Here is a 12,894-nt window from a genome sequence, read left to right as displayed (position 1 = left end):
GATCCCAGCAGGCTCTGGGCATGACCCTCCACCGTGACCGTCAGGCAGAGATCGTGCACATCCTCTCCCGCAGCGGATTCCACTTGCTCGCCGCCCATTCGGACCTGACGAGGCGCCTGCCGCTGCCGGGTTTCCTCGACCCGCTCACACGGGAGCGCTGCACGTCAAAGAGGTCCTCAACTCCCCCGAGATCATTCGGCGCGCGCTTCAGGAACTCGGCCCGACCTTCGTCAAGCTCGACCAGATCCTGTCCTGGGCTCGTTCATCGCCATCGACGCGCGACTGGCCCAGGTGCGGCTGAACCTGATTCGGTGACATCGCGGCCGGCTTCCTGATGAACGTTCGCCCGGTCGGTGAGGTCCACTTCAGGTTGCCGGCCGGCCGGTGCACGTAGATGAGGAGATTTTCGGGACATGCCGGTTCTGACGCCTGGGGTGACCCAGTGTTTCCGGACAGTCCTCCTGAATTCAGGATTGGATAGACAAATGGAACACGAGAAACACAAGCACTTCAGCCCGGAGTTTCGGGCTGCCGCGGTGGCCCGCGTCGCCATCGTGGGCATGAACGGGGCCAGCACGAAGATACACACCCGGCCGGCCGGGAACCTCGGCGGGGAGCAATTGTGGCGCACCGTCTCGGCTCACCAGGCCCCTGCGGAACAGGCCCGACCCCTGCGGGACAGGCCGGACCCCTGCGGGACCTGACTACTGGCGACGCAGCAGGTCCAGGAACTCGTCCGCCATGTTCAGCTGTTCCTGCAGCTTTTCCCGCCGTTCGACGGCCTGACCGATGAACCGGCCCAGTTCGTCACGCACCTCCGGGTTGTCCGAGCCTGATTCCCCGCCCTGGAGCGTGTCGATGACCTTCAACAGGTCGATCATCGCGTCGAGCGAGAACCCGAGCGGTTTCATCCGGCGAATCAGGATCAGCCGCGAGAGATCCTCCTGCGTGTACAGCCGGAACCCGCCTTCGGTGCGACCGGACGCCTTGAGCAGGCCGATTTCGTCGTAGTGACGAATCGTGCGCAATGACAATCCGGTCTTCTCGGCCAGCTCGCCAATGTGCATCGTGCCCGTCGCAGCATCCACGGTTATCCCCGATCCTTCTTTCGTCGACTAACACCCAACCCTAACGTTAGGGTAGTGTTTCGGGTGGCGGCTGACATCAGACTGTGAGCCCACCCCCATTGTCGTCTGTGGCAGTGCCGGCGTGCGCATCGCGGCGCCCCTCCCCACTCTCCTTTCCCATCCCGGTTTCTCGTTGAGACCCCCTCGTTGGAGGCCCCATGGCTATTCTGCAAAAAACACCCGTGCCCGATCGTTATCAGGCCGAACCGACGGTGATGACCGCGTTGCGCACACCGCGCATCCTCACCCGGGAAGTGCTGGCCGGCCTCGTCGTGGCGATAGCACTCATCCCCGAGGCCATCGCGTTTTCCATCATCGCCGGCGTCGACCCGCGCGTCGGCCTCTTCTCGTCGTTCGTCATGGCCGTGTCCATCTCATTCCTGGGCGGTCGACCCGCGATGATCACCGCCGCCACCGGCGCCATCGCTCTCGTCATCGCCCCGGTCGCCCGTGATTACGGCATGGACTACTTCATCGCCACGGTCATCCTCGCCGGCCTCTTCCAGATCATCCTGGCCGTGATCGGCGTGGCCAAGATCATGCGGTTCATCCCGCGCAGCGTCATGGTCGGATTCGTGAATGCCCTGGCCATCCTGATCTTCACGGCCCAGCTGCCGCAGCTGCTCGACGTGCCGTTCATGGTCTACCCGATCGTCGCGGCCGGCCTCATCATCATGATCGTGATGCCGCGCATCACGAAGGTCGTTCCCGCACCACTGGTGGCGATCGTCGTGCTCACCATCGCCACCGTCGTCATCGCGATCAACGTGCCGACCATCGGCGATCAGGGTGACCTGCCCCAGAGCCTGCCCGAACTGTTTGTCCCGAACGTGCCGCTGACCTGGGAGACCTTCACGATCATCGCGCCGTTCTCGCTCGGCATGGCCATGGTCGGCATTCTCGAGTCGTTGATGGCCGCAAAGATCGTCGATGAAGTCACCGACACCCACTCGCACAAGACCCGCGAGACCTGGGGCCAGGGGGTCTCGAACATGCTCTCCGGGTTCTTCGGCGGCATGGGCGGATGCGCCATGATCGGCCAGACCATGATTAACGTGAAGGCCTCCGGCGCCCGCACCCGCATCTCCACGTTCCTGGCCGGCATCTTCCTGCTGGTCCTGGTCCTGGGGCTCGGCGACCTGCTGGCCGTCGTTCCGATGGCAGCCCTGGTGTCGGTCATGATCATCGTGTCCTACCTCACCTTCGACTGGCACAGCATCCGTTGGAGCACCCTCAAGCGCATGCCGAAGAGCGAAACGACCGTCATGGTCTCGACCGTGATCGTGATCGTGTTAACCCATAACCTGGCCATCGGCGTTCTCGTGGGTGTCATCGTCGCCATGGTCGCCTTCGCCCGCCGCGTCGCCCACTTCGTGAATGTGGAGCGTACCCTCCCCGAGGACGAACACGTGCCCACCGTCTGCTACACCGTCACCGGGGCCCTGTTCTTCGCCTCCAGCAACGATCTCACCACCCAGTTCGAGTATGCGGACGACCCGGACCGCGTCGTGATCGACGTGTCGAACTCGCACATCTGGGATGCCTCGACCGTGGCCACACTCGACACGATCACCAACAAGTACGAGCGCCACGGCAAGCGCGTCGTCATCGTGGGCATGAACGAGGCCAGCTCGATGATGCACACCCGCCTGGCCGGGAATCTCGGCGGCGCTCACTAGCAGCTGAGCTCCCCCGCCCGGCGCCCTACAATCCTGCGGTGAGCCCCACGGCGAGCGGAGCCGTCGGCTTGCCGGTGAGGCGAGCGAGGTCGCGGGCGGTGGCCACGATGCCGGCGGGAGCGCCGCATTGCTTCCCCCTTACCCATCCCCCCGCCCACAAACGGATGGCGCGGCAACCCCTGGGGGCGCCGCGCCATCCATTGATGTGACCTTCTAGCGCTTGAAAACGTCCTTGACGTTCTCGCCGGCCTTCTTGGCGCTGGCGGACTTCTGCTCGGCCCGGCCCTCGGCGACCTTGGAGTCGTCGTTGGTCGCCTTGCCTACCGTCTCGGTGGCCTTGCCCTTGAGGTCTTCAGCGGCGTTCTGGATCTTGTCGGATGCACTCATTGGACTCTCGATTCTCGTCGATGTTGTGGAAGCGGCAATCGCACGTGGGTTTGCGGGTCGCCGTAGGACTTACACCCCTTAGACGCACGCTTGACCGAGTTCGTCACGCGTGCACGCGAAATCGCGTGACCCGAATCAGCACGGTGCAGGATCGTGTTCAGTCTGCGTCCGAGCGGAGCACGACCCCGGTCTCCGATTCAGAGTCCTCCCCAGCTCGCCCGACTATGCTGATCGCGGCGGCAGCGGGTGGCCAATGTGGAAGTGGCGGTGGCGGTGAAGGCTTCGGGATTCGACCTGGATGCCCGGTTGCGGCGCTATCCCTGGGTCTCGCGGGCCTTGAACGCGGAGGCCGTGTACGGCACCGTGCTGACGGCGGGTCTCATTTCCGCATTCTCCCTGTACAACCCCGGTCTCCCGGCCCTCATCGCCCGCACCGTGGGAACCGTCCTGGTGTTCTGGGGCGCGCATGTGTACGCCGAGATCGTCGGCAACCGGGAGATGAGCTGGCGGGAGGCGGTCCGTGAGGCACTGCAACGCTCAGGCGGGTTGCTATGGGCGCTTATCGTGCCGGTAGCCTGCCTGATCGTCGCCGCATTCCTCGGATGGTCGATGAATGCGGCCGTGGACCTCTCACTGTGGGCTGCTGTCGTCACTCTCGCGGTGCTGGGGTGGTGGGCTGCCCGCCAACGGCAGGCCGGTGTACTCGCAAAGCTCGCCACCGCGGCCGGCACGGCGGGCATGGGCCTGGCCCTGATCGCGCTGAAGACGCTGGTGCACTGAGCGCGGCGCGCCGGTCAAACGCTGTCGTCCTCGGCGAGCATGGTGTCGATCTGCCCCATGGCATCACGCATGCCCTCCTCCATGCCCATCTCGGCCATCTGCTCCATCTGCTCTCGACTTTGAAACGTCGACTCCGTGGTCATTCGGGTGCGGCCCTCGACGTCCTCCAGGGTCATGACGGCCAGAATCGAGCCCATTTCGGGAATCGGGTCGCCGTGCTCGTCGGCGAAGCCGTCCTCGAACTCTAACCGGCGCGGCGGCTGGATCAGCGTGGTCACCCACCAGCCGGGCCCCTTCTCCCCCTCCGGGCCGGTCATGTAGTAGTTGGACCGGCCGCCGGGCACGAAATCGTGCCGTTCGAAGGTGGCCGGCCAGGTCGGCGGGCCCCACCAGCGCTCGAGCTGGCGCGGGTCGGCCCAGACCTGCCACACGCGCTCCGGGCTCGCGTTGAAATCGGCCACGAATGTGAGGGTGAGGGCTTCTCTGTCGGTGTTCGCAGTGATGACGGTCATGGTTTCTCCTTCGTGCTCTTCGTTTCCTGGTCTCAGAACAGGATGTCGCTGATTCCCTCCGTGGTGAATACCCCCCTGTGTATAAAAGTAGGGTCAGGGCGAAGGCCGTCTCCCTCCGCTTCTACCTGAGGGCCGCAGCTGGTACAACCGCGCGGGCGTGGTGCGGGTGATGGACTTCTGCACGCCGGACCAGACCGAGCACTTCCTGCGGATGACGCCGCTGGTCGAGCAGGCGATGGTCGACTCCGGAATCATCCTGATCAAGTACTGGCCCGAGGTCGGCGAGGACGAGCAGACCCGGCGGCTCGAAAATCGGATCAACGATCCGCGCAAGATGTGGAAGCTCTCGCCGATGGACCTCGAGTCCTACGGCCGCTGGTATGACTACGCGCGGGCCAGGGACGCCATGTTCGCCGCGACCGACACCGCCTGGGCGCCCTGGTACGTCGCCCACACCGACGACAAGAAGCGGGGCCGCCTCAACATCATCCGCCACCTGCTCAGCCAGGTTCCCTCTGAGCCGTTCGCCGGAATCGACGTCAAACTCCCCGAACGTCAGAAGCGCGAGAACTATCGCGAGCCGAAGCTGACGGTGCGCCAGATTCCGACCCCGTTCTGACAACCGGAGCACACAGTGCACGGAAGACCCGGTCCTGAATGCGTCTGCCCCTGTGCCGGCCGCCGCCTGAACTAGCCTTGGGGTGCACGGTCCAACGGCGGGTGGGGGTAGAAGTGACATTTCTCGAGGGTGCGATCATCCTGATCGCCGGGCTGGCCGCGGGGGTCATCAACGTGGTCGCCGGCGCCGGAACACTCATCACCTTTCCCATTCTCTTGGCGCTGGGCGTGCCACCGATCACGGCGAACGTGTCCAATACCGTGGGTCTGATCCCTGCCTCCGTCGCCGGCGCTTACGGGTACCGACGCGAGTTGCGGACCCAGTGGCGCCCCGTGGCCACGATGGCGCTCTTCTCCGCCGTGGGCGGAATCGTCGGCGGCCTGCTCCTGCTCACCCTGCCCGAAGAGGCGTTCGCCGGCGTCGTTCCCTTTCTGCTGCTGCTGGCCGCGCTGCTCTCGGCGATCCAGCCCAAGGTGGCCGGCTTCGTGCGGCGTAAGGCACCGGCTGCTCCCGCCGGCGCGCTGCTGACCCGAACGGATACGCGTCCCCTGACCCTCGGGCTCAGCCTCGGGGTGCTCGCCACGGGCGTGTACGGCGGGTATTTCGGGGCCGCCCAGGGGGTCGTGCTTCTTGCGCTGCTGGGCATCCTCTGGTCCACGGACATGCACCGGGCCAACGGAGCGAAGAACGTGCTGGCCGGGGTCGCGAACATCGTCTCGGCGGTCATCTTCATCTCCAGCGGAACCGTGGACTGGAGAATCGCGCTCCTGATCGGTATCGGCTCAGCGGCGGGAGGCTGGCTGGGCGCCCGCGTCGGCCGGAAGCTCTCCGCACCGGTCCTGCGCACCATCCTGGTCGTGGTCGCTGTGACCGCCGCCGGGGTGCTCTTCCTGGGCTAGCAGGCGGGTGGCGCGCCACCGTCCGGGACAGTGGCGCGCCAGCGCATGCTACGTGAGAGCGCATGCTACGTGAGAACGCGTGCTATTTGAGAATGCGGATGAGCTTCTTGTTGGCGAACTCGGCGATGCCGAAGCGACCCAGTTCGCGCCCGAAACCGGACCGCTTCACTCCACCGAAGGGAAGCTCGGCACCGTCGAGGAGCGAGCCGTTGATGAACACCATCCCGGCTTCGATCTGGTCCGCAACCCGCAGGGCCTGCTCCGGGTCGGTGGTGAAGAGGTAGGAACCCAGACCGTACGGGATGTCGTTGGCGATCTGCACGGCCTCGGCCTCATCCGCCACGCGATAGATGGCGGCGACGGGGCCGAAGAACTCCTCCCGGTAGGCGTCGCTCTGCGGGGACACGTCGGTGAGGACCGTCGGCGAGAAGAATGCTCCCTTGCGTTGCCCGCGGGCGTGGACGGTCGCACCCTGGGCCTCGGCGCGCTGGAGCTGTTCTTCGAGCCCCTCGGCGGCGCCGAGGGAGGACAGCGGGCCCAGCGTGGTGTCCGGCGACAGCGGGTCTCCCGGAACGTTGCCGGTGATCTTCGCCGTGAAGCTCTCCACGAAGGCGTCGTACAGCTCTTCGATCACGATGAAGCGCTTGGCCGCGTTGCAGGACTGGCCAGAGTTGTCCAGACGGGCATCCACGGCCGCGTCGACGGCCTCGTCCATGTTGTCCGTGCTGAGAACGATGAACGGGTCGGATCCGCCGAGTTCGAGCACGACCTTCTTGAGGTTGCGTCCGGCGACCTCGGCGACCGCCGCACCCGCACCTTCAGAACCGGTCAGTGAGACGCCGCAGACCCGCGGGTCCGGAATGATGATGTCGGCGATCTGAGCGCTGGAGGCGTAGAGGTTGCGGTACGCGCCCACGGGGAAACCGGCATCCGTGAAGATCTGCTCGATGGCGGCGGAGGACTCGGGGCACTGCGAGGCGTGCTTGAGCAGGATCGTGTTGCCGAGCACCAGGTTCGGGCCGGCGAAGCGGGCGACCTGGTAGTAGGGGAAGTTCCACGGCATGACCCCGAGGAGCACTCCGAGCGAGGCGTTGCGGATGAACGCCGAGCCTTCCCCGGCGAGCAGTTCGATCGGTTCGTCGGCGAGGAAGGCCTCGCCGTGCGTCGCGTAATACGCGTAGATGTCGGCGGCGAAGTCGACCTCGCCGAGGGCCTGCTCGACGGGCTTGCCCATCTCGCGCACGATCAGCTCGGCCAGGTGCTCGCGCCGCTCGGTGTGCAGGTCCGCGACGCGCTGCATGAGGGCAGCGCGTTCGGCCACCGACGTGCGGCGGGTGAACTCGCTGTGGGCACGGTCTGCGGCTCCGATCGCGTCGTTCACCTCGGCATCCGTTGTCAGACCGAAGCTCGGTCCGCTGGCCCCGGTGGCCGGGTTCGTGACTACGTACTTGCTCATTGTTTCTCCCAAGCTTTTCTTCGCTGATGCGGATCGAGAAGCGACCGCTTCGAAACGGGCGGTCGCACTCGTGTCGTTATAGTCTGCCGCTGTCAGGAGTTTTGGGAAGCCAATCGCCTGTTTTTTCTCGGACCTGCCCGGCGTCTGGCGCCGGTTCTCGGTCAACTGTCGGGCTGCACGACCCGGTCCGCGTCCCAGGGCGTGGCCCAGTGCAGCTCCTCGAACATTCGCGACAGCACGATGGCCGTGAACCCCCAGACCAGCTTGCCGTCGACCGTGAACGCGGGCGCCCGGAAGGTATGGTTGCCGAACGAGTGCGCCGTGCTCACCCGGTTGGCCGGGTCGAGCAAATCGGCCACGGGCATCCGGAACACCTCGAGGGTTTCGTCGTGATCGATGGCGGCCACCTGGGACGGGCGCGTCCACCAGGCCGGCACGGGCGTGACGAGGTGATTGCTCACGGGCACCGCCAGCGACGGCAGCGTGCCGAGCGGTTCGAGCCCGGCCGGGTCGAGCCCGGTCTCCTCGACGGCCTCGCGCAGCGCCGCCGCGATCGGGCCGGCGTCGCCGTCCTCGAGCCGGCCGCCCGGGAAGGCGATCTGCCCTGGATGACTGCCGAGCGTCGCGGCCCGGCGCAGCAGGAGCACATCCAGGTCCCGGCTCACGTGCCCGCTCCCGAGTTGTGGAGTGTGAGCCGTCGCCTGAGCCGGCGCGACAACCCGGGCAGGCGCGGCGTCGAGAACGCCGAAGAGCACGAGCACGGCGGCACGGCGGGCGCGGGGCGAGTCCGGCAGCACCCGGGACAGGTCGGTGTGCCAGTCGAGGCCGCGCGCGCAGAGCGCCGCGATTTCGTCGCGAGGGTGCTCAAGACGAGAGTGATCAGGCACGCCGTGCACGTTACCAGCCGCCCTGCAGCACCTCGTCGAGCCGGTCCACGAAGAAGTCCGCGCTCTCCCGGCTCAGGCACAGGGGCGGCTTGATCTTCAGCACGTTCTGCCGCTCCGAGGCGGGCTGCACGATCACGCCCAGTTCCAGCATCCGTTCGCAGATGGCGGCGGTCTCGCTGGTCGCCGGCTCCCGGGTGTCCCGGTCGCGCACGAGTTCGACCCCCTGGTAGAGGCCCATGCCGTGCACCTTGCCGATCATCGGATGCCGCGCCGCGAGTTCCGCGAGCCGGCCCGCCAGGTGTCGGCCGACGGCATCCGCATTCTGCTGCAGCGCTTCGTCCCGGATCACGTCGAGCACGGCCAGGCCCGCGACGCAGCTGACCGGGCTGCCGCCGGCCGAGGAGAAGAAGTTGCCCTCGCGGGCCAGAGATTCGGCGATGTCCCGGCGGGTGAGCACCGCACCGAGCGGGTAGCCGTTACCCATGGCCTTGGCCACGGTGATGATATCGGGCACGACCCCCTGCTGCGCCGAACCCCAGAAATGGCTGCCCAGACGCCCGTAGCCGACCTGAACCTCGTCCGCGATGCACAGACCGCCGCGGGCGCGGATGTGCTCGTAGACCCGGGAGAGGTAGCCTGCCGGGGGCACGATGCCGCCAGCATTGCCCAGCACGGGTTCAGAGATGAAGGCGGCCAGGTCGACCCCCGGGCCGCTCGGATCGTCCAGCAGCCGGGCCAGATCGGCCGCGTATTCCGCCGCCGCCCCGGCGCCTCGGTGCGTGCCGCGATACGCGTTGGGGACATCCGCGATGTGCACCCAGCCGGGCCGGGAGGCCGCCGCGTAGGGGTTGTCGAAGGCCGAGGTCGACACCGCGTCGGAGGCCATGGTCCAGCCGTGGTAACCCTCGCGCAGAGCGACGACGTTGCCGCGGCCGGTGTGGATCCGGGCCAGGCGCAGGGCCAGGTCCACGGCCTCGCTGCCGCTGTTGACCAGCAGCACGGTGTCGAGGGACGGGTCAGGCGATTTCTCGACGATGCGTTCGCAGAGGTCGGCGAGCGCCGAGTAGAGGAACCGGGAGTTCGTGTTCAGCAGCGCCAGCTGGTCGCTCACGGCCCGGGTGAACCGGGGGTGGCTGTGCCCGATCACCGCGACGTTGTTGACCATGTCAACGTAGGAACGCCCCCGGGTGTCGATCAAAAGGTCCCGCCAACCGCGTTCGATCTGCGGCGGCCGTTCGTAGTACTTCTCCTGCGCCGCGGCCATCACGGCGCCGCGCCGGGTCAGTTCGGTTGCCGGATCGGCGACGGATGCCTGCGGCGCCAATCCGAGCAATCGCGCCGGGTCCGGGGCCATTGCCGCCCACGCGACGGCCAGAGAGCCCCGGGTGAAGTGCGGGGGAAGCAGCCCCGGGCGGGCCACCTCCTGCACGGTCACGCGGGCGACCGGCGTGTCACTGGTCGGCGTGTTTCTGTCCGGCGTGCCAGTGCTCGGCGTGATTCTGTTCTGCGTGTCGCTCTTCTGCGTGTCGCTGTTCTGCGTGTCGCTGTTATGCGTGTCGAGGATCGGTCTCGCGACCCCGAGGAGCACCCCCGCGGCGACCGATATCCCCGGCGAGAGGCTCGACGTGATCCCGCCGATGCGTAGCTCGCCGGCGGCCAGGGTCAGGACCAGGCTGTCCGGGCCGACCTCGGCGACCACGGCGTGCGCGGGCGCGACGATCTCCGACTCGGCAGCCAGGAAGACCTCGGTGAACAGGGCGAAGGTGTCGGGTTCCCGACGTGCGAGCGGCTCGGTCCGGGTCAGCCGGAACTGGCCGTACGGGGCGACGGCGGCGCTGCGCCGAGCGAGAGCGGCACTCGTCAGCTGCAGCTCGGCATCCGTTTGCTGCCACAGACCGTCGGCCAGAGCCGGGCTGGTCACGGAGAAGTCGAGCATCTCGTAGTCGCCGCCCATCAGTGCGGGGATCATCGGCACGATCGCCTCGGCCGGCACGTTCCTATCAGGCGCACCCCGGTCAGGCGCATCCCGGCCGAGCGCATCCCGGCCCAGCGCACCCCGGCCGAGCGCCTGCCGGATGGCCGCCTCCGCTTCCTCCCAGCCGATCGCGCTGGCCGCGGCGAACACCCGCCACTCCGCGTCCATCCGGTGCCGGGCGTAGTCGTTGTGCGCGTCAATCTGCACCTGCTGCTCACCGCTGGCCACCAGCACCGCCCCGCGCAGCACGATCAGCGGCCAGAGCGCGACGATCTCGTCATCGGTCAGAGGAACGACCTCGTCGAAGGCGACGATGGCCCCGAGCGCCGCCAGCGGGTTGTCCGGCAGATGGTGCAGAACGGAGGCCACCGTGACCGCCAGTTCCGCCACCAACCATCCGGTGCCCAGGTCGCCGAAGTCGATCACTCCCTCGGGCAGGTGGTGGCCGTTCGACAGCACCCGGCAGATCACGTTGTCGTCAGTGATGTCGCCGTGGATCGTCTGCAGTCGAAGCGTGGGTATGACGGTCGCGAGGCGCGCGGCGGCGCTGTCGGCGATGGCCCTCAGCTGCTCCCGGGTCTCTTCTGCCGGCACCCAGTGCACGAGCAGGTCGATCACGGCCTTCGCGTTGCGCAGGTCCCACTGCAGAGTGCGGTCGAGGCCCTCCGCCGCGAAGTCATGCAGGTGCAGCGCGGTGGTGCCCGAGAGCCGGCCGAGCGCCCGGACCACGGGCGGGGCCAGGTAGCCCTGCGCCTCGAGCGACGGGCCCTCGAGGAAGGTGAGCAGCCGAACGGGGAGGCGGGCGGCATCCGTTGCCTGCCACTGCTGGCGGCTCGCACCGTTCAGCCCGCGCACCGGCTTCGGCACCTGCATGCCGCGCTCGGCCAGAAACTCCATCACGGCGTCCTGTGCGGCCAGCTCCGTGGCGGAGAAGGCCGGATTGTCGACCTTGAGCACGTAACGCTGCGCGCTGCTCCCCGCGGGGTGATCGGTGCCGGCCTCGGCGCCGGCGCCGGAACGGGTGCTGATCAAGAAGTTGCGGTCCTGCTGGCTACCGAGCTCGCGGGCCGTGCCCTCAAGGCCGAAGAGGGAGGCCGCCATCGACTCCGCATCCGCCGCGGTGATATCCGGGCGCACGAGCCCCTGGCCACTGAAGAAGTCAAAACCAGGCACGTCGACGCTCCTCGCAGATGATGCAATGAATCCTGCCAGTTTGGCACCAGGGTCGCTTGTTCTGTGCGCCCAGCGCTCACTTCACGCGCAACTCGGAGCCCGGCGAGCAGGGGTGACATCATCAAGGGAGACAGCGTGGTCGTCTCAGCCCGAGGGACGCGAACAATCACTCTCGCTTCCCGGGAACGAACAACGACCGAAAGCCGCGGTAGTGGACCACCCAGCAGAGCCCTCCGACATCCGTCTCATCGTCTCAGACATGGATGGCACACTTCTCGATGACGACGGCAAGGTGCCCGCCGCGTTCTGGCCCCTTCTCGGTGACCTCCACCGGGCCGGGATCCTGTTCGTGCCCGCCAGCGGGCGCCAGTACCAGACTCTGCACGGCATCTTCGGCGAGCACGACGGACTCATCTACATCGCGGAGAACGGCACCAACGTCGTTCAGGACGGCGTCAGCATCGACCTCGAACCCGTGGAGCCCACGATCATCGCCCCCATCGTGGACTGGGTGCGCACGACGGCCGCGGCGGGCGCCGACCTGGGGCTCGTCGTGTGCGGCGCCCGGAGCGCCTACATTGAGCGCGGCGATGCGCACTTCGTCAGCCAGGTTCGCCAGTACTACGCAGCGGTCGAGGTCGTTGCGGATGTGCAAGCGGCCGCCCTCGACGACGTCATCTTGAAACTGGCGATCTACGACCCGGCCTTCGCCGAAACGCGCAGCGGGCCGGCGCTGCGCGGCCTCGGGCTTCCGTCGGAGATCGTGGTCTCGGGCCAGAACTGGGTCGATGTGATGCGCCAGGGAGCGAACAAGGGCCGGGCGCTGGAACGACTGCAGCAGCAGCTCGGAATCAGCCGGGCTCAGACGATGGCATTCGGCGACTACCTCAACGACGCCGAGATGCTCGATGCCGCCGGGCACTCCTATGCCATGGCCAACGGCCACCCGAGCATTCTGGCGCGCGCCATGAACATCGCGCCGCCCTGCTCGGAGGCTGGCGTGGTCCGCAGCATCCGCGCCGCCCTGCCGCACCTGCAGGGCGAACCGGTGAGCGTCTGACCGCCTGACCCGTCTGACCGCCGGCGACTCCCCCGACTGGCTGCCTCGCTAGTCGGCTGGCTAGCTCGCTGGCTAGTTGGCTGGAACGCTGGAACGTTGGAACGCTGGAACGCTGGAACGCTGGAACGGTCCGAACGAATTCGACGGAGATTTTGCCGAAAACGAGCCCAAATCGGCCGGGCGAGCGCTCTCTCTTCAAAATCTCCGTCGAATTGGTTCGAACTGGCGCGGCACCCTCTGCGTCAAGCTGCTTGTGAGTCACTTCACAAGCAGTAGGAGGCAAGGGAATGTCGATCAGCCCGGGGTTCAACGCGGCGGAGATCCGCGAGTTCGTCCATGA

General features: G+C 67.2%; 11 protein-coding genes and 1 pseudogene. 6 read left to right on the top strand and 6 right to left on the bottom strand.

The genetic code is table 11. The features are described 5' to 3' along the window. Positions 1 to 485: 485 nt before the first annotated feature. Positions 486 to 704 (top strand): hypothetical protein, encoded by a 219-nt coding sequence (locus E3T28_RS09090; RefSeq protein ID WP_134429981.1) that lies wholly within the window; start codon positions 486 to 488, stop codon positions 702 to 704. Here the strand turns inward: E3T28_RS09090 and E3T28_RS09085 are convergent, their stop codons facing one another. Next, a complete protein-coding gene (locus tag E3T28_RS09085) occupies positions 705 to 1,067 on the bottom strand; it encodes a MerR family transcriptional regulator (RefSeq protein ID WP_134430060.1) in 363 nt (120 codons plus the stop codon). Between the two features lie 218 nt (positions 1,068 to 1,285). Here E3T28_RS09085 and E3T28_RS09080 point away from each other — a divergent pair, with 218 nt between their 5' ends. After that, positions 1,286 to 2,806 carry a SulP family inorganic anion transporter gene (locus tag E3T28_RS09080; RefSeq protein WP_134429978.1) on the top strand — a complete coding sequence of 507 codons (1,521 nt, stop codon included), beginning with the start codon at positions 1,286 to 1,288 and terminating at the stop codon, positions 2,804 to 2,806. Between the two features lie 213 nt (positions 2,807 to 3,019). On the opposite strand, the gene E3T28_RS09075 is transcribed toward E3T28_RS09080, so the two are convergent. After that, positions 3,020 to 3,193, bottom strand: a complete 174-nt coding sequence (locus tag E3T28_RS09075) for a CsbD family protein (RefSeq protein ID WP_134429975.1) — start codon at positions 3,191 to 3,193, stop codon at positions 3,020 to 3,022. 246 nt (positions 3,194 to 3,439) lie between these two features. Here E3T28_RS09075 and E3T28_RS09070 point away from each other — a divergent pair, with 246 nt between their 5' ends. Then, positions 3,440 to 3,973, top strand: coding sequence for a hypothetical protein (locus E3T28_RS09070; protein WP_134429972.1), 534 nt, complete (start codon positions 3,440 to 3,442; stop codon positions 3,971 to 3,973). Positions 3,974 to 3,987: 14 nt separating this feature from the next. Here the strand turns inward: E3T28_RS09070 and E3T28_RS09065 are convergent, their stop codons facing one another. After that, positions 3,988 to 4,485: an SRPBCC family protein gene (locus E3T28_RS09065; RefSeq protein ID WP_134429969.1), complete on the bottom strand. Its 498-nt coding sequence runs from the start codon at positions 4,483 to 4,485 to the stop codon at positions 3,988 to 3,990. A 145-nt stretch (positions 4,486 to 4,630) separates the two neighbouring features. On the opposite strand from E3T28_RS09065, the pseudogene E3T28_RS09060 reads away from it, so the two are divergent. Both E3T28_RS09060 and E3T28_RS09055 read left to right on the top strand, forming a co-directional pair. Further along, positions 4,631 to 5,104, top strand: a pseudogene (locus E3T28_RS09060) (polyphosphate kinase 2 family protein); the annotation flags it as partial. A 113-nt stretch (positions 5,105 to 5,217) separates the two neighbouring features. Beyond that, positions 5,218 to 6,003, top strand: a complete 786-nt coding sequence (locus tag E3T28_RS09055) for a sulfite exporter TauE/SafE family protein (RefSeq protein ID WP_198417179.1) — start codon at positions 5,218 to 5,220, stop codon at positions 6,001 to 6,003. A gap of 82 nt (positions 6,004 to 6,085) precedes the next feature. Here E3T28_RS09055 and E3T28_RS09050 read toward each other — a convergent pair whose 3' ends face one another. The 3 genes from E3T28_RS09050 to E3T28_RS09040 form a co-directional block, all read right to left on the bottom strand. Then, a complete protein-coding gene (locus tag E3T28_RS09050; protein WP_134429961.1) occupies positions 6,086 to 7,459 on the bottom strand; it encodes an NAD-dependent succinate-semialdehyde dehydrogenase in 1,374 nt (457 codons plus the stop codon). Positions 7,460 to 7,620: 161 nt separating this feature from the next. Then, positions 7,621 to 8,346 (bottom strand): NUDIX hydrolase, encoded by a 726-nt coding sequence (locus E3T28_RS09045; RefSeq protein ID WP_134429958.1) that lies wholly within the window; start codon positions 8,344 to 8,346, stop codon positions 7,621 to 7,623. Positions 8,347 to 8,356: 10 nt separating this feature from the next. Then, positions 8,357 to 11,494: an aminotransferase class III-fold pyridoxal phosphate-dependent enzyme gene (locus tag E3T28_RS09040; RefSeq protein ID WP_134429955.1), complete on the bottom strand. Its 3,138-nt coding sequence runs from the start codon at positions 11,492 to 11,494 to the stop codon at positions 8,357 to 8,359. 211 nt (positions 11,495 to 11,705) lie between these two features. Here E3T28_RS09040 and E3T28_RS09035 point away from each other — a divergent pair, with 211 nt between their 5' ends. Beyond that, positions 11,706 to 12,554, top strand: a complete 849-nt coding sequence (locus E3T28_RS09035) for a Cof-type HAD-IIB family hydrolase (protein ID WP_241979254.1) — start codon at positions 11,706 to 11,708, stop codon at positions 12,552 to 12,554. Positions 12,555 to 12,894: the final 340 nt, after the last annotated feature.

The sequence above is a fragment of the Cryobacterium sinapicolor genome, from assembly GCF_004403465.1.
Taxonomy (GTDB): domain Bacteria; phylum Actinomycetota; class Actinomycetes; order Actinomycetales; family Microbacteriaceae; genus Cryobacterium; species Cryobacterium sinapicolor.
The sequence above is the reverse complement of the archived record's forward strand: the minus strand, read 5'-3'. Positions and strand labels throughout refer to the sequence as shown.